11 protein-coding genes and 3 rRNA genes are annotated in these 18,751 nt (G+C 66.6%); all 14 read left to right on the top strand.

Annotated features, from left to right (window positions below):
* The first annotated feature begins 2 nt into the window (after nt 1–2).
* Nucleotides 3–1,424 carry an argininosuccinate lyase gene (gene argH / locus AC0LPE_RS13340; RefSeq protein WP_016692765.1) on the top strand — a complete coding sequence of 474 codons (1,422 nt, stop codon included), beginning with the start codon at nt 3–5 and terminating at the stop codon, nt 1,422–1,424.
* Nucleotides 1,425–1,577: 153 nt separating this feature from the next.
* Nucleotides 1,578–4,562 carry an AMP-binding protein gene (locus AC0LPE_RS13335; protein WP_490604649.1) on the top strand — a complete coding sequence of 995 codons (2,985 nt, stop codon included), beginning with the start codon at nt 1,578–1,580 and terminating at the stop codon, nt 4,560–4,562.
* A gap of 39 nt (nt 4,563–4,601) precedes the next feature.
* On the top strand, nt 4,602–4,823 hold the full coding sequence (locus AC0LPE_RS13330; protein ID WP_016692763.1) for a Trm112 family protein: 222 nt from the start codon (nt 4,602–4,604) through the stop codon (nt 4,821–4,823).
* Nucleotides 4,808–5,458 (top strand): DNA-3-methyladenine glycosylase, encoded by a 651-nt coding sequence (locus AC0LPE_RS13325; RefSeq protein WP_088899250.1) that lies wholly within the window; start codon nt 4,808–4,810, stop codon nt 5,456–5,458. The genes AC0LPE_RS13330 and AC0LPE_RS13325 overlap by 16 nt, the downstream gene beginning before the upstream one ends.
* Before the next feature lie 15 nt (nt 5,459–5,473).
* Nucleotides 5,474–6,751 carry a tyrosine--tRNA ligase gene (gene tyrS / locus AC0LPE_RS13320; protein WP_088899249.1) on the top strand — a complete coding sequence of 426 codons (1,278 nt, stop codon included), beginning with the start codon at nt 5,474–5,476 and terminating at the stop codon, nt 6,749–6,751.
* A gap of 472 nt (nt 6,752–7,223) precedes the next feature.
* Nucleotides 7,224–8,745, top strand: a 16S ribosomal RNA gene (locus AC0LPE_RS13315).
* 298 nt (nt 8,746–9,043) lie between these two features.
* Nucleotides 9,044–12,177: ribosomal RNA gene (locus AC0LPE_RS13310) — 23S ribosomal RNA — on the top strand.
* 105 nt (nt 12,178–12,282) lie between these two features.
* Nucleotides 12,283–12,399 (top strand): 5S ribosomal RNA (gene rrf / locus AC0LPE_RS13305).
* Together the 16S, 23S and 5S rRNA genes form the textbook arrangement of a ribosomal RNA operon.
* A gap of 65 nt (nt 12,400–12,464) precedes the next feature.
* Nucleotides 12,465–13,880, top strand: coding sequence for a hypothetical protein (locus AC0LPE_RS13300; RefSeq protein WP_080597806.1), 1,416 nt, complete (start codon nt 12,465–12,467; stop codon nt 13,878–13,880).
* On the top strand, nt 13,877–14,908 hold the full coding sequence (locus AC0LPE_RS13295) for an HAD-IIA family hydrolase (RefSeq protein ID WP_490604648.1): 1,032 nt from the start codon (nt 13,877–13,879) through the stop codon (nt 14,906–14,908). The genes AC0LPE_RS13300 and AC0LPE_RS13295 overlap by 4 nt, the downstream gene beginning before the upstream one ends.
* Before the next feature lie 52 nt (nt 14,909–14,960).
* Nucleotides 14,961–15,191, top strand: coding sequence for a hypothetical protein (locus AC0LPE_RS13290; protein WP_088899750.1), 231 nt, complete (start codon nt 14,961–14,963; stop codon nt 15,189–15,191).
* Between the two features lies 1 nt (nt 15,192).
* Nucleotides 15,193–16,017, top strand: coding sequence for a TlyA family RNA methyltransferase (locus AC0LPE_RS13285; RefSeq protein WP_088899749.1), 825 nt, complete (start codon nt 15,193–15,195; stop codon nt 16,015–16,017).
* Nucleotides 16,014–16,958, top strand: a complete 945-nt coding sequence (locus AC0LPE_RS13280) for an NAD kinase (RefSeq protein WP_088899748.1) — start codon at nt 16,014–16,016, stop codon at nt 16,956–16,958. The genes AC0LPE_RS13285 and AC0LPE_RS13280 overlap by 4 nt, the downstream gene beginning before the upstream one ends.
* 1 nt (nt 16,959) lies before the next feature.
* Complete coding sequence (gene recN, locus AC0LPE_RS13275) at nt 16,960–18,729, top strand: DNA repair protein RecN (RefSeq protein ID WP_088899747.1); 1,770 nt, start codon at nt 16,960–16,962, stop codon at nt 18,727–18,729.
* Nucleotides 18,730–18,751 lie beyond the last annotated feature (22 nt).

The following is an 18,751-nucleotide window of genomic DNA, read 5'->3' as shown; positions in this document are numbered from 1 at the left end:
TCATGACGGCTCACGGCACCAACGAAGGTGCCCTGTGGGGCGGCCGGTTCGCATCCGGACCGGCCGCCGCCATGGCGGCGCTGAGCAAGTCCACGCACTTCGACTGGGCGCTGGCCCCGTACGACGTGCGCGCCTCACAGGCCCACGCCAAGGTCCTGCACCGCGCCGGACTCCTCACCGACGACGACCTCGCCACGATGCTCGACGGCCTCGACCGGCTCGCCGCCGATGTGGCCTCCGGTGCGTTCGGCCCCGCCGAGTCCGACGAGGACGTGCACGGCGCGCTCGAACGGGGACTCATCGAGCGGGTCGGCCCCGAGGTCGGCGGCCGGCTCCGCGCGGGCCGCTCCCGCAACGACCAGGTCGCGACGCTGTTCCGCATGTGGCTGCGCGACAGCGCGCGGCGCATCGCCGACGGTGTCCTCGACGTGGTCGAGGCGATCGCCGGCCAGGCCGCGGCGCACCCCGATGCCGTGATGCCCGGCAAGACGCATCTGCAGGCCGCGCAGCCCGTGCTGCTCGCGCACCACCTGCTCGCGCACGCGCATCCGTTGCTGCGCGACGTCGACCGGTTGCGTGACTTCGACAAGCGCGCTGCGGTCTCGCCGTACGGGTCGGGAGCACTCGCCGGCTCGTCGCTCGGTCTCGACCCCGACGCGATCGCAGCCGACCTGGGCTTCGACTCGGCGGCGGACAACTCGATCGACGCGACCAGCTCCCGCGACTTCGCGGCAGAAGCGGCGTTCGTGTTCGCGCAGATCGCCGTCGACCTCTCCCGCATGGCGGAGGAGGTCATCCTGTGGAGCACCCCCGAGTTCGGGTACGTCACCCTCGCGGACGAATGGTCGACCGGGTCGTCGATCATGCCGCAGAAGAAGAATCCGGACGTCTCCGAGCTCACCCGAGGCAAGGCCGGTCGCCTCATCGGCAACCTCACCGGTCTGCTGGCCACGCTCAAGGCGCAGCCGCTGGCCTACAACCGCGACCTGCAGGAGGACAAGGAGCCGGTCTTCGACTCCGTCGCACAGCTCGAGCTGCTGCTCCCGGCGATCGCAGGTCTCGTCTCGACGCTGACCTTCCACACCGAGCGGATGGCCGAGCTCGCACCCGCCGGATTCACCCTCGCGACCGACATCGCCGAGTGGATGGTCCGCCAGGGTGTTCCGTTCCGCGTCGCCCACGAGGCGGCCGGGGCATGCGTGCGGGTCGCCGAAGGCCGCGGGGTCGGCCTCGAGGACCTCACGGACGAGGAGCTCGCCGGCGTCGATCCGGCACTGACCCCGCAAGTGCGGGAAGTGCTCACCGTCGAAGGATCCATCGCCTCACGCGACGCGCGTGGCGGCACCGCGGGCGTGCGGGTGGCCGAGCAGCTCGGCCGCGTGCGCGACGCCGCGACACACCTGCGCGACTGGGTTCGCGGCTGACACGCCTGCCGTCCCGGGCACACCCCGAGTTGCCCGGGACGGTGAGGGTGGTGTGGCAGGCTGGCACATACTCTCGGCATGCAGCGGGTACCGGTGTAGAACCGCAGGTGCCGGGGGCCGGTGCGGATACATCGTCGAGAAGGGGAGCGGACCGTGGGACTGGACGCCGATGTAGTGACCGAGTCGGTGCGACGGCTCGTCGCCACTGCCCAGAACGGTCTCGAAGTCCTGCGTTTCGGTGGCCTCGAACCCAGCCGGTCGTCGTCGCCCTACCAGGTCGTCGAGCGCACCTCCATGTACCGGCTCCGCCGGTACTTCCCCGAGTCCGACACCGCTTCCACGGGCATTCCGATCGTCCTCGTGCCACCGATGATGGTGTCCGCCGAGGTGTACGACGTCACCCGTGACGCCGGCGCCGTCGGCACCCTCCACGAAGCGGGACTCGACCCCTGGGTCGTGGACTTCGGGTCGCCCGACCAGGAGGAGGGCGGCTGGAAACGCACCCTCACCGATCACATCCTCGCCCTCGACGAGGTCGTCGACTGCGTCCGCGCCTACACCGACCGCGACGTGCACCTCGGTGGGTACTCGCAGGGCGGCATGTTCTGCTATCAGGTCGCGGCGTACCGGCGCAGCCGCGGCATCGCGAGCCTGATCACCTTCGGCAGCCCGGTCGACACCCTCGCCGCCCTGCCCTTCGGGATCCCGGAGATCGTCGCGACCCACTCCGCGGACTTCCTCGCCGACCACGTCTTCAACCGCCTCGCGATCACGGGGTGGATGGCGCGCACCGGCTTCCAGCTGCTCGATCCGGTCAAGTCCGTGCGATCGCGCATCGACTTCCTGCTCCAGCTCCACGACCGGGAAGCGCTGCTGCCGCGAGAACCTCAGCGCCGGTTCCTCGACACCGAAGGGTGGGTGGCGTGGTCCGGACCGGCCGTCGCCGAGGTGTTGCGCCAGTTCATCGCTCACAACCGCATGGTCAGTGGCGGTTTCGTCATCAACGACCGGGCGGTGGGCCTCGCCGAGATCACTTGCCCCGTCCTCGCGTTCATCGGTGAGGTCGACGACATCGGGCAACCGCTCGCCGTGCGCGGCATCCGTAAGGCGTCGCCCCGTGCGGAGGTCTACGAATACACCTTGCGCGCAGGGCATTTCGGTCTGGTCGTCGGCAGTGTTGCCGGTCAGCAGACGTGGCCGTCGGTCGGGGAGTGGGTGCAGTGGCGCGAGGGCGTCGGGGACCGGCCCGTCGGCATCGCACCGATGGCCGTGCCGAACCCCACCGACGAGGGCACCGGCGTCTCGGTCGCATCCCGCATCACGCACACGGCCGCAACGCTCGCCGACGTCGGAACCGATTTCGGCAAGGGGCTCGCGGGGATCGCGGTCGGTGCCGTCCGCGGAGCACGCGATCTCACCGGTGAGGCCGCTCGCGCGTTGCCCCGGCTCGCGCGGCTCGGGCAGATCCAGCCGCGCACCCGCATCTCCGTCGGTGGCCTGCTCGCCGAGATCGGCCGCAAGTCGCCGAAGCGGGAGTGCTTCATCTTCGAGGACCGGGTCTACACCTTCGAGGCCGTCAACCGGCGGATCGACAACGTCGTCCTCGGACTCGTCGACAACGGCATCCGTCCCGCGATGCACGTCGGCATCCTCATGGACGTGCGCCCCAGCGCAATGGCGGCGGTCGCGGCGATCTCCCGTCTCGGCGGCGTGTCCGTCCTGATCCCGCCGGGACCGGACATCGCCGAGGCCGTACGACTCGGCGGTGTCGAGAAGATCGTCGCCGATCCCGAGAACCTCGACGCGGCCGTCGCGACAGGCCTGCCCGTGCTGGTACTCGGCGGCGGTGACGTCCGCGACCTCGACATCGAACCCGGCGCCGACGTCGTCGATCTCGAACGACTCGACATCTCCTCCGTGCAATTGCCGGGCTGGTACGTCGCCGATCCCGGACTCGCACGCGAACTCGCGTTCATCCTGTTCTCCGGTGGCGGCGACACGCTCGCGGTGCGACGGGTCACCAACTACCGATGGGCGCTGTCGGCCTTCGGGACCGCCACCGCCGCTTCGCTGGGCCGCGGCGACACCATGTACTGCCTTGCGCCCCTGCATCATTCGTCGGGTCTGCTCGTCAGTTTCGGTGGTGCGCTGGCCGGTGGGGCGCGTATTGCGCTGTCGCGCGGGTTGAATCCGTCGCTCTTCAGCGACGAGGTGCACCGCTACGGCGTCACCGTCGTCACCTACACCTGGTCGATGATGCGTGAGGTGCTCGACAGTCCGTCGCTGCACATCGACGCCATCCATCCCATCCGGTTGTTCATCGGTTCCGGCATGCCACCGGGGTTGTGGCGCCGCACCCTCGACCGGTTCCAGCCCGCCCGGGTTCTCGAGTTCTACGCGTCGACCGAGGGCAACGTCGTGCTCGCGAACGTCTCCGGCTCGAAGATCGGCTCGAAGGGCCGGCCGTTGCCCGGCAGCGCCGACGTGCGCCTCGCCGCCTACGACGCCGGCGCAGGCCGACTCGTCGAGGACGAACGCGGCTTCGTGCGGGAGGCGCAGGTCGGCGAGGTCGGGCTGCTGCTCGGCCGTCCCGGCCCCGCCACCTCGGCGATCACCGGTGTGATGCGCGGCGTCTTCGAACCGGGCGACGTGTGGGTGCCCACCGACAACCTGTTCCGGCGCGATGCGGACGGCGACTACTGGCTGCTCGACAGTCGGCGGACGGTCATCCCCACCTTCCACGGCCCGGTCTTCACCCAGAGCGTGGCCGACGTGCTCGAAGCGATCCCGCGCGTCGATCTCGCCGTCGCCTACGGCATCTCGGTGGGAGGACGCGACATCGCGGTGGCCGGCTGCTCGCTGCGGGGCAACCGTGCACCGACCGCCGCGGAGATCACGGCGGCGTTCGACTCGGTCCCGGCCGACGAACGACCCGATCTCGTGCACGTCGTACCCGACATCCCGTTGGGCCCGTCCTACCGCCCGTCCGCCGATCGTCTGCGCGAACAGGGATTGCCCGTGCCCACCGTCCGCACCTGGTACCTCAACCCCGACACCGGCACGTACAAGCGGTTCACCAAGGCCGTGGCCACGGCGTGGAAGGCGGGCACGGCCGGTTCGCCCGCCGGGGCGCGGTAGCCTGGGTCCGGTTCGGTTCCGCCCTTCGAAAGGACATCCGTGGCTGTCGATCCCACGTTGCTGAGCATTCTGGCCTGTCCGGAGGACAAGGGGCCGTTGCTTCTCGTCGACGACGCCGTCCTGTACAACCCGCGACTGCGGCGGGCGTATCCGATCGAGAACGGCATCCCGGTCCTCCTCGTCGACGAGGCCCGCGAGGTCACCGACGCCGAACACGAGGACTTCACCGCGCGCGGTGTCGCCGGATGGAGCACCGACTGAGCCGCAATCGTCGATCCGTCCGCGGCGAACTCGAAGGACTCGATCCGGTCGAGGCCGCCGAAGCGCTGCTCGGAGCAACCGTCCGGGTGGGGGAGACCGCCGTCCTGCTGACGGAGGTCGAGGCCTACGGCGGACCCGAGGACGGACCGTGGCCGGACCCGGCCGCGCACTCGTACCGCGGACCGACCCCGCGCAACTCGGTCATGTTCGGACCTGCGGGGCACCTGTACGTCTACCGCAGCTACGGGTTGCACTTCTGCGCGAACGTCTCCCTCGGTCCCGACGGCACCGCCGCGGCCGTGCTGTTGCGGGGTGGCGAGGTCGTCGAGGGGGAACAGGCCGTCCGTTCGCGTCGCACGCCCGGCACACCGTTCGCGAATCTTGCGCGCGGTCCGGGCAATCTGGCCGCTGCGCTCGGACTCGACCTGACCGACAACGGCATCGACGTGGATGCTTCCGACGCTCGGGTGCGCGTGGAACTTCCGTCCGAACCGCTGGTCGGGGAGGTCGCGCGGGGTCCGCGCGTGGGAATCAGCGTGGCGGCCGACAGGCCGTGGCGATTGTGGGTTCCCGGTGCGATCGGGGTCTCCGCGTACCGGCGCAGCCCACGCGCACCCGCCGCCCCTCGGGCGTGATGGGATGATCGAACGGTGACTGAGCACATTCTCGACGAACTGACCTGGCGCGGGCTCATCGCGCAAGCGACCGATCTCGACGCACTCCGAGGCGAACTCGACAAGGGGCCGATCACCCTCTATGCCGGTTTCGATCCGACCGGCCCGAGCCTGCACGCCGGTCACCTCGTTCCGCTCCTCGCACTCAAGCGTTTCCAGCGCGCCGGCCATCGGCCCATCGTTCTCGCAGGTGGCGCGACCGGCATGATCGGCGACCCGCGGGACGTGGGGGAGCGCACCATGAACTCCGCCGACACCGTCGCCGAATGGGCAGGGCGGATCCGTGGGCAGCTCGAGCGGTTCGTCGACTTCGACGACTCCCCGACGGGAGCCGTGGTCGCGAACAACCTCGACTGGACCGGCAAGCTGTCCGCGATCGACTTCCTGCGCGATATCGGCAAGCACTTCTCGATCAACGTGATGCTCGCCCGCGACACGGTCAAGCGCCGCCTCGAAGGCGACGGCATCTCGTACACCGAGTTCAGCTACATGCTCCTGCAGGCCAACGACTACGTGCAGCTCCGCCGCGAATACGGATGTGCGCTGCAGGTCGGTGGTTCCGATCAGTGGGGCAACATCATCGCCGGCGTCGAGCTCAACCGCCGTACCGACGGCGCGAGCGTGCACGCCCTGACCGTCCCGCTCGTGACCTCGTCCGACGGCAAGAAGTTCGGTAAGTCCACCGGTGGTGGCAGCCTGTGGCTCGACCCGGAGATGACGAGCCCGTACGCCTGGTACCAGTACTTCGTCAACGCAGCCGACGCCGACGTCATGAAGTACCTGCGCTGGTTCACCTTCCTCGACAAGGACGAACTCGCCGAGCTCGAGACCGCCACCACGGAGCGTCCGCACGCACGTGAGGCCCAGAAGCGACTCGCTGCCGAGATGACCACGCTCGTCCACGGGGCGCACAACACCGCTGCGGTCGAGTTGGCCAGCCGCGCCCTGTTCGGACGAGGCGAGCTGGGCGAGCTGGACGAGGCCACGCTCGCGGCCGCACTGACCGAGGCGTCCGTGACGGAGCTCCGCGCCGGCGAGCCGGACACGATCATCGACCTGCTCGTCGCGTCGGGTCTGTGCGAGAGCAAGGGAGCTGCGCGTCGCACCGTCAAGGAAGGCGGCGCATCGGTCAACAACGTTCGCATCGCCTCGGAGGAGTGGACCCCGCGCGACGGAGAACTGCTGCACGGACGCTGGCTCGTCCTGCGTCGGGGCAAGCGGAACTTCGCCGGCGTGCGAGTCGTCCGCGACTGACACCTTCGCCGACGCTGGCGGGCCTCTGACCAGCGGATTTGACGGCTCGTTAGCGTCGGCGTAACTTAGTCGTCGTTCGAGCGACACCGAACAGCCCGCCGGACCGAGAGGTTCGGAAACAGGCATGTTCGATGTCGCATCGATCGGCTCTCACGGAAGAGAACAGGAAAGCAGCGATTTGCGGCCCTGAAATCGGATGTGATAGCTTGGAACGGTTGCCTCGGAGCGAGCCGGACAGGTGTCCGGAAGCGTGATGATGTGCGCGTGTTCTTTGAGAACTCAACAGTGTGCCGATGAATGTCAGTGCCAAATAATATTTGGTGCGACCACTTCACTTTTTGTGGGTGGTTGTTGCTGGACATCGCATTCTTCCGTCTGCGGTGATCCAGTGTTTGAGCTAGTTTGAGTTTTTATGCTAGTGATTTGACTCGATGTCTTTGACTGATTACCCCTTCGGGGTGATTGTGAGTCTTCAACGGAGAGTTTGATCCTGGCTCAGGACGAACGCTGGCGGCGTGCTTAACACATGCAAGTCGAACGATGAAGCCCAGCTTGCTGGGTGGATTAGTGGCGAACGGGTGAGTAACACGTGGGTGATCTGCCCTGCACTCTGGGATAAGCCTGGGAAACTGGGTCTAATACCGGATATGACCTCGGGATGCATGTCCTGGGGTGGAAAGTTTTTCGGTGCAGGATGAGCCCGCGGCCTATCAGCTTGTTGGTGGGGTAATGGCCTACCAAGGCGACGACGGGTAGCCGGCCTGAGAGGGCGACCGGCCACACTGGGACTGAGACACGGCCCAGACTCCTACGGGAGGCAGCAGTGGGGAATATTGCACAATGGGCGCAAGCCTGATGCAGCGACGCCGCGTGAGGGATGACGGCCTTCGGGTTGTAAACCTCTTTCAGCAGGGACGAAGCGCAAGTGACGGTACCTGCAGAAGAAGCACCGGCCAACTACGTGCCAGCAGCCGCGGTAATACGTAGGGTGCGAGCGTTGTCCGGAATTACTGGGCGTAAAGAGCTCGTAGGCGGTTTGTCGCGTCGTCTGTGAAATCCCGCAGCTCAACTGCGGGCTTGCAGGCGATACGGGCAGACTCGAGTACTGCAGGGGAGACTGGAATTCCTGGTGTAGCGGTGAAATGCGCAGATATCAGGAGGAACACCGGTGGCGAAGGCGGGTCTCTGGGCAGTAACTGACGCTGAGGAGCGAAAGCGTGGGTAGCGAACAGGATTAGATACCCTGGTAGTCCACGCCGTAAACGGTGGGCGCTAGGTGTGGGTTTCCTTCCACGGGATCCGTGCCGTAGCCAACGCATTAAGCGCCCCGCCTGGGGAGTACGGCCGCAAGGCTAAAACTCAAAGGAATTGACGGGGGCCCGCACAAGCGGCGGAGCATGTGGATTAATTCGATGCAACGCGAAGAACCTTACCTGGGTTTGACATGTACCGGACGACTGCAGAGATGTGGTTTCCCTTGTGGCCGGTAGACAGGTGGTGCATGGCTGTCGTCAGCTCGTGTCGTGAGATGTTGGGTTAAGTCCCGCAACGAGCGCAACCCTTGTCCTGTGTTGCCAGCACGTGATGGTGGGGACTCGCAGGAGACTGCCGGGGTCAACTCGGAGGAAGGTGGGGACGACGTCAAGTCATCATGCCCCTTATGTCCAGGGCTTCACACATGCTACAATGGTCGGTACAGAGGGCTGCGATACCGTGAGGTGGAGCGAATCCCTTAAAGCCGGTCTCAGTTCGGATCGGGGTCTGCAACTCGACCCCGTGAAGTCGGAGTCGCTAGTAATCGCAGATCAGCAACGCTGCGGTGAATACGTTCCCGGGCCTTGTACACACCGCCCGTCACGTCATGAAAGTCGGTAACACCCGAAGCCGGTGGCCTAACCCCTCGTGGGAGGGAGCCGTCGAAGGTGGGATCGGCGATTGGGACGAAGTCGTAACAAGGTAGCCGTACCGGAAGGTGCGGCTGGATCACCTCCTTTCTAAGGAGCAACTTCCGATACAGACACAACACAGGTTGTGCTCTGATCGGCAGAGCCATTACGGATTCACAGGTAATCCGGTGGTGCTCATGGGTGGAACGCTGACAAGCATTTTCTTCACTACTGCGGGCCCGAGTGCCGGCAGGAGGAAAGTTATATCGGTGCACTGTTGGGTCCTGAGAGAACACGCGAGTGTTTGATCAGCGACGATGTCGAAGAAAGTTCCGTGGTGTCCATGGGGTGAGTATTCGGTGTTGTGTGTTGTTTGAGAACTGCACAGTGGACGCGAGCATCTTTGTTGTAAGTGTTTATGAGCGTACGGTGGATGCCTTGGCACCAGGAGCCGATGAAGGACGTGGGAGGCTGCGATATGCCTCGGGGAGCTGTCAACCGAGCTGTGATCCGAGGATTTCCGAATGGGGAAACCCAGCACGAGTGATGTCGTGTTACCCGCATCTGAATATATAGGGTGTGTGGAGGGAACGTGGGGAAGTGAAACATCTCAGTACCCACAGGAAGAGAAAACAACAGTGATTCCGTGAGTAGTGGCGAGCGAAAGCGGATGAGGCTAAACCATGGGTGTGTGATAGCTGGCAGGCGTTGCATCCGTGGGGTTGTGGGGCTTTTCTTCCCGTCACTGTCATGACGGGCGAGAGTAAGAAACCGGTTGGTTAGTCGAAGTGGTCTGGAACGGCCTGTCGTAGAGGGTGAGAATCCCGTAGACGAAAACTTGCCGGCTCTCGTGAGAAGTACCCGAGTAGCACCGGGCCCGTGAAATCCGGTGTGAATCTGTCGGGACCACCCGATAAGCCTGAATACTCCCTGGTGACCGATAGCGGACTAGTACCGTGAGGGAAAGGTGAAAAGTACCCCGGGAGGGGAGTGAAATAGTACCTGAAACCGTGCGCTTACAATCCGTCAGAGCCGATGCACGATTCAGTTCGTGGTGGGTGATGGCGTGCCTTTTGAAGAATGAGCCTGCGAGTTAGTGGCATGTCGCGAGGTTAACCCGTGTGGGGTAGTCGTAGCGAAAGCGAGTCCGAATAGGGCGCATCTAGTGGCATGTTCTAGACCCGAAGCGGAGTGATCTACCCATGGCCAGGGTGAAGCGATGGTAAGACGTCGTGGAGGCCCGAACCCACTTAGGTTGAAAACTGAGGGGATGAGTTGTGGGTAGGGGTGAAAGGCCAATCAAACTCCGTGATAGCTGGTTCTCCCCGAAATGCATTTAGGTGCAGCGTCGCGTGTTTCTCACCGGAGGTAGAGCTACTGGATGGTCTAGGGGGCCCACAAGCTTACCGAAATCAGCCAAACTCCGAATGCCGGTGAGTGAGAGCGCGGCAGTGAGACTGCGGGGGATAAGCTTCGTAGTCGAGAGGGAAACAGCCCAGATCGCCGGCTAAGGCCCCTAAGCGTGTACTAAGTGGAAAAGGATGTGGGATCGCTGAGACAACCAGGAGGTTGGCTTAGAAGCAGCCACCCTTGAAAGAGTGCGTAATAGCTCACTGGTCAAGTGGTTCTGCGCCGACAATGTAGCGGGGCTCAAGTACACCGCCGAAGCCGCGGCATTCACACAAGCCCGCTTTCTTCCCACGGGGAGGGAGCCAGGTGTGTGGATGGGTAGGGGAGCGTCGTGCAGCCGTGGAAGCGCCGGAGTGATCCAGGTGTGGAGGCTGCGCGAGTGAGAATGCAGGCATGAGTAGCGAAAGACGAGTGAGAAACTCGTCCGCCGGATGACCAAGGGTTCCTGGGCCAGGTTAATCCGCCCAGGGTGAGTCGGGACCTAAGGCGAGGCCGACAGGCGTAGTCGATGGACAACGGGTTGATATTCCCGTACCCGTGTATCCGCGCCCAATGGCGAATCAGTTGTGCTAACCGTCCAAAAGGTCGGTCGTCTCCTTCGGGAGTCGACTGGCTGGCTGCACGGGACCCCGATTGTAGTAGTCAAGCGATGGGGTGACGCAGGAAGGTAGCTGGGCCAGGTGATGGAATACCTGGTGTAAGCCGGTAGGGCGAATGGTAGGCAAATCCGCCATTCATACAGCCTGAGAGGTGATGCGTACCCGTTGAGGGGAATTCAGTGATCCTATGCTGCCGAGAAAAGCCTCTAGTGAGTTGGTACACGGCCCGTACCCCAAACCGACACAGGTGGTCAGGTAGAGAATACCGAGGCGATCGAGAGAACTGTGGTTAAGGAACTCGGCAAAATGCCCCCGTAACTTCGGGAGAAGGGGGACCACGCCCGGTGACGGCCCTTGCGGTCCGAGCTGGGGGTGGTCGCAGAGACCAGAGAGAAGCGACTGTTTACTAAAAACACAGGTCCGTGCGAAGTCGTAAGACGATGTATACGGACTGACGCCTGCCCGGTGCTGGAAGGTTAAGAGGACCGGTTAGCCATTTCGGTGGCGAAGCTGAGAATTTAAGCCCCAGTAAACGGCGGTGGTAACTATAACCATCCTAAGGTAGCGAAATTCCTTGTCGGGTAAGTTCCGACCTGCACGAATGGCGTAACGACTTCTCTGCTGTCTCGACCACAGACTCGGCGAAATTGCATTACGAGTAAAGATGCTCGTTACGCGCGGCAGGACGAAAAGACCCCGGGACCTTCACTATAGCTTGGTATTGGTGTTCGGTTCGGTTTGTGTAGGATAGGTGGGAGACTGTGAAGCGGCCACGCCAGTGGTTGTGGAGTCGTTGTTGAAATACCACTCTGATCGTATTGGACCTCTAACCTCGGACCATGATCTGGTTCAGGGACAGTGCCTGGTGGGTAGTTTAACTGGGGCGGTTGCCTCCCAAAATGTAACGGAGGCGCCCAAAGGTTCCCTCAGCCTGGTTGGCAATCAGGTGTCGAGTGCAAGTGCACAAGGGAGCTTGACTGTGAGACTGACAGGTCGAGCAGGGACGAAAGTCGGGACTAGTGATCCGGCACCGGCATGTGGAAGCGGTGTCGCTCAACGGATAAAAGGTACCCCGGGGATAACAGGCTGATCTTCCCCAAGAGTCCATATCGACGGGATGGTTTGGCACCTCGATGTCGGCTCGTCGCATCCTGGGGCTGGAGTAGGTCCCAAGGGTTGGGCTGTTCGCCCATTAAAGCGGCACGCGAGCTGGGTTTAGAACGTCGTGAGACAGTTCGGTCTCTATCCGCCGCGCGCGTTAGAAACTTGAGGAAGGCTGTCCCTAGTACGAGAGGACCGGGACGGACGAACCTCTGGTGTGCCAGTTGTCCCGCCAGGGGCATGGCTGGTTGGCTACGTTCGGAAGGGATAACCGCTGAAAGCATCTAAGCGGGAAGCCTGTTCCAAGATGAGGTTTCTCACCCCCTCGAGGGGGTAAGGCCCCCGGCAGACCACCGGGTTGATAGGCCGGAACTGGAAGCCCAGCAATGGGTGGAGGTGACCGGTACTAATAGGCCGAGGACTTACCACGAAGATGTTACGCGTCCACTGTGCGGTATCTGAAACAACACACACATCAGATATCGGGAATCCCCTTGGGGGAGAACCGAATCCGATGCGTGAAGTTTCATAGAGTTACGGCGGCCATAGCGACAGGGAAACGCCCGGTCCCATTCCGAACCCGGAAGCTAAGCCTGTCTGCGCCGATGGTACTGCACTCGACAGGGTGTGGGAGAGTAGGACACCGCCGAACACCCGTTCCGAAAGGGGACCCACTCGTTTGGGTCCCCTTTCGTGTTTTCATGAGAGGATTTTTCTGTGTCCGACGGCAACGGTGAACGTCGGTCCTTCAGGAGTGGAGGATCCACTCCGTGGTCGGGCCGCAAGAACGAGCGCGAGGAACGCGCCGACGACAGCCGCGGCGAGCGCGCACCCCGCGACCGCGACGAGCGTGGACGCGGCGACGACCGCCGGCAGGGCGGTTACGGATCCGCCGGACGTTCGTCCGGCCGCGACGACCGTCCGCAGCGCGGTGACGATCGGCGCCCGCCCCGGAGCGACGATCGACGACCCCAGCGCAGCGACGACCGGCGTGGCGACGACCGCCGTTCCTTCCAGGGCGGAGACCGCCGGGATCGCGGCCGCGACGATGCTCGCTCCGGTCGCAGCGACCGTCCCTACCGCGAACGCTCCGGAGGCGACGACCGCCCCCGCCGCAGCGATGATCGTCCCCGCCACAGCGACGACCGTTCGAGCCGCGGCGACGATCGCGGTCGGCAGTACGGCGACCGTCCCCGTCAGGGTTCGGACCGTCCCCGCGGTGAGCGCAGCTACGGCAACCGCGACGATCGCCGCGGTGGCGACCAGCGCGGCAGTGATCAGCGCCGTGGTGGCGACCAACGCGGCGGCGGCGACCGGCGAAGCTACTCCGGCGACCGCCGCGGCCCTCAGTCCGGTGACCGCCGTGGCGAGGGAGCACCCCGTCGTCGTGGCGGTGAAGGTGGATTCGGTCCGGGTCGCGGGCGCGAAGGCATCGCACCGCAGCGTCGCGACGCCCGTCCGGACGAGCCGGACATCCCCGACGACGTCGAGGCCTCCGAACTCGACCCGACGATCCGCCGCGACCTGCTGAGCCTGGACAAGTCGAACGCGAACACCGTCGCCCGGCATCTGGTGATGGCCGGTCGTCTGCTCGACGACGACCCCCGTGCTGCGCTCACCCACGCTCGCGCCGCACGCCAGCGCGCCGGCCGCATCGCGGTCGTCCGCGAGGCCGCCGGCATCACCGCCTATCACGCCGGTGAGTGGGCGGAGGCGCTCTCCGAGCTCCGCGCAGCACGCCGCATGTCCGGTGGTACCGGACTGCTCGCCGTCATGGCCGACTGCGAACGCGGTCTCGGTCGCCCCGAGAAGGCGCTCGAACTGGGCCGGAGCGAGGAAGCTCGCAAGCTGACCGGTGACGAGGCCACGGAGCTGCGCATCGTCCTCGCCGGTGCCCGCATGGATCTCGGTCAGTACGACCAGGCCGTCGTGACCCTGCAGACGCCGGATCTCGATCCGGAGCGGACCGGTACGCCGGCGGCCCGTCTCTTCTACGCCTACGCCGACGCACTCGTCGCGGCCGGGCGAACCGAAGAAGGCCTGCAGTGGTTCCTGCACTCCGCAGGCGCCGACATCGAAGGCGTCACCGACGCCGAGGAGCGGGTGGAGGAGCTCACCGGAGAGGCGCCGTGACCGACGGCACCGACCTCTCTGCCGGTACGGCCTCCAGCGACAGCCTGCGTCGGATCTACGACGTCCTGCTGCTCGACCTCGACGGCACCGTCTATCGGGGCGCCGAACCCGTCCTGGGTGCCCGCGAGGCGCTGGCCGCCGGTGACGACACCGTTCTGTACGTCACGAACAATGCCAGCCGTCGGCCGTCGGAGGTCGCGCTGCACCTGCGGGAACTCGGCTTTCCGGCCGACGACTCGTCGGTGGTGACGAGCTCGCAGTCCGCTGCGCGCTTGCTCGCCGAGCGGTTCCCGGCCGATGCGCCGGTGCTCGTCGTCGGCACCGAGGCCCTGGCCGAGGAGGTGGCCGGTGTCGGCCTCACCCCGGTCCGGTCCGCGGACGCGCATCCGGTGGCGGTGGTGCAGGGGCATTCCCCGGACACCGGATGGGCGATCCTGGCGGAGGCGACGCTCGCCGTCCGCGCAGGCGCCCTGTGGGTGGCCACCAACGTCGACTCGACCCTGCCCACCGAGCGCGGACTCGTCCTCGGCAACGGCTCGATGGTCGCGGCGGTGCGCAACGCCACCGGCGCGACCCCGCTCGTGGCGGGCAAACCCGCAGCTCCGCTGCTCGAGGACGCGATCCGTCGCGGCGGTGCCCGTCGTCCCCTCGTCATCGGTGACCGGTTGGACACCGACATCGAAGGCGCCAACGCCGTCGGTGCGGATTCTCTGCTCGTGCTGACCGGGGTCAGCACCGTCGACGATCTGCTGCGGGCTCCGGCCGAGCAGCGCCCGACCTACGTCGCGGCCTCGCTCGCGAGCCTCGACCAGCCGGCCGACCGGCTGCGCGTCGCACCGCACGACTCGTGGGACGTCACGGTCGACGGAGGTGATCTTCACCTCGCCGCCGCGCAGTCGGCGGCCGATCCGATGGAGGCGCTGCGGGGTCTGCTCGACATCGCCTGGGCCAACCCCGGATTCGGGCAGGTCCATCCGGTGGACGAGCGTGCACGGTCCGTCGTGGACGCGTGGGCGGCGACGGTCTGATCCGCACCGGAGGGTGTGGCCCGGTCGCACCCATCGACTAGCGTGGACGGCGATGAGCACGCCGATTCCACGTCCGGGCGAACACCTTCCCGGCGCACGCCCCACCGTCGATCCCGCACACGTCCGCGAGGAGGTCGACGCGTTGCTGGCGCGTGTCCGCGAGGGCGCATCCGTCCCCGGTGCCGAGAGCACCGACCAGTCCGTGCTGCTCGAGCACGCCGACCTGCTCGAACGAGCCCACGAGGTCCTCGTGCAGGCCTTGTCGACCGTGGACAAGATCTGACGTGGCACGCCGGGCACGCGTCGACGCGGAACTGGTACGGCGGGGTCTGGCGCGCTCGCGTGAGCATGCCAGCGAACTGATCGCCGCAGGTCGGGTGCTGATCGCCGGCACCGTGGCCTCCAAACCGGCGACCGCCGTCGAACCGAACACGCCGTTGATCGTCACCGAGGTGAGCGACGAGGTCTCCTGGGCGTCCCGCGGTGCCCACAAACTCCTCGGCGCCCTGGAGGCGTTCACGCCGCAGGGGCTGCAGGTGTCGGGGCGTCGCTGCCTCGATGCCGGCGCGTCGACCGGCGGTTTCACCGACGTGCTGTTGCACGAGGGTGCCGCGGAGGTCGTCGCGGTCGACGTCGGTTACGGCCAGCTGGTCTGGCGCCTGCAGTCCGACGAGCGTGTCCACGTGATCGATCGAACAAATGTGCGTAGCATCGACGCGGAGACGATCGGCGGGCGCGTCGACCTGGTGGTCGCGGACCTGTCGTTCATCTCGCTGAAGTTGGTGTTGCCGGCGTTCGTCGCCTGCGTCGCCTCCGGCGGCGACCTGCTGCCGATGGTCAAACCGCAGTTCGAGGTGGGCAAGGACCGGGTCGGCAGCGGTGGCGTGGTGCGCGACCCGGCGCTGCGCACGGAGGCGGTGCTCGACGTCGCGCGCGAAGCGCAGCGGCAGGGCCTGCGCACCCTCGGAGCGGTGGCGAGCCCGCTGCCCGGGCCGTCCGGGAACGTCGAGTACTTCCTGTGGCTACGGGCCGCAGAGCCGGGGCCGGAGGAACTCGACCCGGCAGTGATCGAACTGATCGAGCGTGCGGTGCAGGAAGGACCACAGTGAGCGAAGAGACCGTCGCGGTCGACGCGGCGCGATCGGGCCGGGAGATCCTGCTGGTCTCCCATTCGGGGCGCGACGAGATCGCCGGCACCGCGCTGCGGGTCGCGAAGATCCTCGGTGAGGCCGGCATCGGTCTGCGCACCCTCGACGACGAGGCGGTGAGCAACGGACTCGGCGTCCTCGCACTGCCGGGCAGCTTCATCAGCGTCGTCGAACCGGGACCGGAGGCGGCCGCCGGCTGCGAGATGGTGATCGTCCTCGGCGGCGACGGCAGTTTCCTGCGGGCCGCCGAACTCGCGCAGTACTCGGCGGTGCCCGTCCTCGGGATCAACCTGGGCCGCATCGGGTTCCTCGCCGAGTCCGAGGCCGAACACCTCGAGGAAGCGCTCATGCAGGTGGTGCGCCGCGAATACCGCGTCGAACAACGCATGACCCTCGACGTGACGGTGCGCATGGACGACGAGGTCCTCGACCGCGGGTGGGCGCTCAACGAAGCGAGTCTCGAGAACAAGTCGCGGCTCGGGGTCCTCGAGGTGGTGCTCGAGGTCGACGGCCGTCCCGTCTCCTCGTTCGGCTGCGACGGTGTCCTCGTCGCCACCCCGACGGGCTCGACGGCCTACGCCTTCTCGGCCGGCGGACCGATCGTGTGGCCCGAACTCGAAGCGCTGCTGGTGATCCCGAGCAACGCACACGCACTGTTCGCGCGCCCGCTGGTGACCAGCCCCGAGTCGATCATCGCGGTCGAGACCCTCGCCGGCGGCCACGACGGAGTGGTCTTCTGCGACGGTCGCCGCATCATCGATGTCCCGGCCGGGGCCCGGCTCGAGGTGGTGCGAGGATGCGATCCGGTCCGCTGGGTGCGGCTGGATTCGGCACCGTTCGCGGATCGAATGGTGCGCAAGTTCGAACTTCCGGTGAAGGGCTGGCGGGGAAGGAAACTCTGAGATGCTCGCAGAGATCCGGATCGACAACCTGGGTGTGATCTCCGAGGCGTACGCGCGCTTCCACGGGGGACTGACGGTGCTCACCGGCGAGACCGGTGCCGGCAAGACGATGGTCGTCACGAGCCTGCACCTGCTCTCCGGGGTGCGCGCCGACCCCACCCGGGTGCGGGTCGGTGCCAACCGCGCCGTGGTCGAGGGCCGCTTCGAGATCGAACCGACGCCCAGCCACATCGAACAGCAGATCGCCGAACTGCTCGAGTCCACCGGTGCCCAGCGTGACGAGGACGGCAGCATCATCGCCGTGCGCACCGTCGGCAGCGACGGCCGCTCCCGCGCCCACCTCGGGGGACGCAGCGTGCCGGTGGGGGTGCTGTCCGAGTTCACCGGGCCGCTGCTGACCGTGCACGGCCAGAACGACCAGTTGCGGCTGCTGCGTCCCGACGAGCAGCGCGCCGCGCTCGACCGGTTCGGCGGCAAGACCGTCGCCGGTCTGCTCGACCGTTACCGCACCCGGCGGCGCCGCTGGCTCGAGGCCCGCGCCGAACTGCAGGAACGCACCGAACGGTCGCGTGAGCTCGCGCAGGAGGCCGACCGCCTGCACTTCGGTCTCGACGAGATCGACCGCGTCGCACCCGAACCGGGGGAGGACACCCGCATCGTCGACGAGGTGCGGCGCCTGTCCGACCTCGACTCGCTGCGCGAGGCCGCCACCGTCGCGCACAACGCCCTCGCCGGCGACGACAGCGGCGACGCCGACGCGTACTCGGCGGCACTCGACCTGCTCGGCGAGGCCCGCGCCCGCCTCGAGGGCTGCGACGATCCCGCCCTGCGCGAACTCGGTCCCCGCCTCGGGGAAGCGATCGCGGTGGTCACCGACGTCACCGGTGACATCTCCGGTTATCTGTCCGACCTGCCGTCCGACCCGAGCGCCCTCGAGACGCTGCTCAACCGGCAGGCGGAACTGAAGAACCTCACCCGGAAGTACGCCGCCGACATCGACGGCGTGCTCGAGTGGGCGCGCGAGGCCCGCGAACGCCTGTCCGGTCTCGACGTCTCCGCGGAGGCGATCGACAAGCTCGCCGCCGAGGTCGACGCGGAGGCCGCCGCGACCGCGGAGGCCGCCACCGCCCTGTCGACGGCGCGGCACAAGGTCGCCGGCAAACTCGCGAAGGCCGTGAGCAAGGAACTGTCCGGCCTCGCGATGGGACGCGCCGTGCTCGACGTGCACATCGCCGACCGCGCGGCCACCGCGAGCGACACCGCGCCGCTGCAGGTCGGCGACCGGCTCCTGCACGCCGGCGAATCCGGGATCGACGAGGTGGAGTTCCGGCTCGCCCCGCACAGCGACGCCCCGGCCCGCCCCCTCGCGCGTAGCGCGTCCGGCGGTGAACTCTCCCGTGTCATGCTCGCCCTCGAAGTGGTGCTCGCCGGTTCCGAACGCGGCGCGACGATGGTCTTCGACGAGGTCGACGCCGGGGTCGGTGGTCGCGCCGCCGTCGAGATCGGCCGGCGACTCGCGCGCCTGTCGCGCACCCACCAGGTCATCGTGGTCACCCACCTGCCGCAGGTCGCGGCGTTCGCCGACACCCATCTCGTCGTCGACAAGGTCGACGACCGGGCCGGGGTGATCAGCAGCGGGGTGCGCACCCTCAGCGAGGAGGAGCGGGTCACCGAACTGGCCCGCATGCTCGCCGGGCTCGACGACACCGAGACCGGGCGCGCGCACGCCGAGGAACTGCTGGCCGTCGCCCACGCCGAGCGCACCGGCTGACCTGCCCGGGGCGCCGGGTGAT

This window comes from Rhodococcus sp. S3 (assembly GCF_058211795.1).
The sequence above is the reverse complement of the archived record's forward strand: the minus strand, read 5'-3'. Positions and strand labels throughout refer to the sequence as shown.